This window comes from Streptomyces katrae, from assembly GCF_000966975.1.
GTDB classification, from domain to species: Bacteria; Actinomycetota; Actinomycetes; order Streptomycetales; family Streptomycetaceae; genus Streptomyces; species Streptomyces katrae.
On the sequence record NZ_JZWV01000113.1, the window covers coordinates 1 to 1,353 of the forward strand.

Annotated in this window: 1 protein-coding gene; it reads left to right on the top strand. The window is 76.3% G+C overall.

Annotation, left to right across the window (positions count from 1 at the left end; all coding sequences use genetic code 11):
* Positions 1–98: 98 nt before the first annotated feature.
* Positions 99–1,175, top strand: coding sequence for an AAA family ATPase (locus tag VR44_RS06185; protein WP_045946350.1), 1,077 nt, complete (start codon positions 99–101; stop codon positions 1,173–1,175).
* The last annotated feature ends 178 nt before the right edge of the window (positions 1,176–1,353 follow it).

Here is a 1,353-nt window from a genome sequence, read left to right on the forward strand (position 1 = left end):
TCCCGTCGGCGGGGGCCGCGGGGCGGGGTGCGGCGCGTGCGGTGCGCGGCGGCCGGGGGAGGCACGGGCCGGGGCGGGCCGTGCGGGAGGGAGCGGGCGTGAACGACGAATGGCTCATCTACCGGGGAGTCGGCGAACCCCACGACGGGATCGAGGCGCTGCCCGACCCGCCGCCCTGGCGGGACTTCGACGGCGGCCCCGTCGCCGGACCCGGCCCGGCGGCCGCGGCCCCCGACGGGAACGTGGCGCGCCGGCTGGGCGCCCACCGGCAGGCCGCCGAACTGCACCGGCCCGAGCCGGAGGAACTGGAGGCCATCAACGCCGCCCTCTACTTGCGCAGGCCGCTGCTGGTGACCGGCTACCCCGGCACCGGCAAGTCCACCCTGGCGCACGCCGTCGCGCACGAGCTGAAACTCGGCCGCGTGCTGCGCTGGCCCGTGGTGTCGCGGACCGTGCTCCAGGAAGGGCTCTACCGCTACGACGCCCTCGCCCGGCTCCAGGACGTCCAGATCGCCGCGATCCGGGGCGGCGGCGCGAGCGGGGGAGGCCCGGGCGGAGGAGGCCCGGGCGGGGGAGGCCCGGGCGGGGGAGGCGCACCCCCCACGGCCCCCGGCATCGGGAAGTACATCCGGCTGGGGCCCCTCGGCACCGCCCTGCTGCCCACCGCCCGGCCCCGCGTCCTGCTCGTCGACGAGCTCGACAAGAGCGACATCGACCTGCCCAACGACCTGCTGAACGTGCTGGAGGAAGGCGAGTTCACCCTGCCCGAACTCGAACGCGTCGCCGACTCCGAGCCCGAGGTCCAGGTCCTCACCGACGACGGCACCAAGGCCACCGTCCGCGACGGACGCGTCCGCTGCCGGGCCTTCCCGTTCATCATCCTCACCAGCAACGGCGAACGGGACTTCCCCGCCGCCCTGCTGCGCCGCTGCATCCAGCTCAAACTGGGCCAGCCCGGCGAGAAGCGCCTCGCCACCATGGTCCGCGCCCACCTCGGTGAGGAGGCCGCCAGGCTCGGGGCCGACCTGATCCGGGAGTTCCTCAGCCGCTCCCGCTCCGAACTCGTCGCCGCCGACCAGCTGCTCAACGCCATCTACCTCACCCACTACGCCTCCCCGCCCAGCCGCGAGGACCTCGCCGACCTGCTCATCCAGCGCCTCGACCGCCCGAGGTGAGCGCCGGTGCCCCGAGAGCACACCGACCCCGCGACCGCCGGCCTGTACGACGCCGGCGGTGACCACGCCCGCCCAGGCCCCGCCGAAGCCCGCGGGGCCGGACTGCGCACCCTGGCCGGGCTGCTCCGGGCCGCCGGGCTCGACCCGTCCCCCGAGGAGATCGCCGACGCCCTGTGGC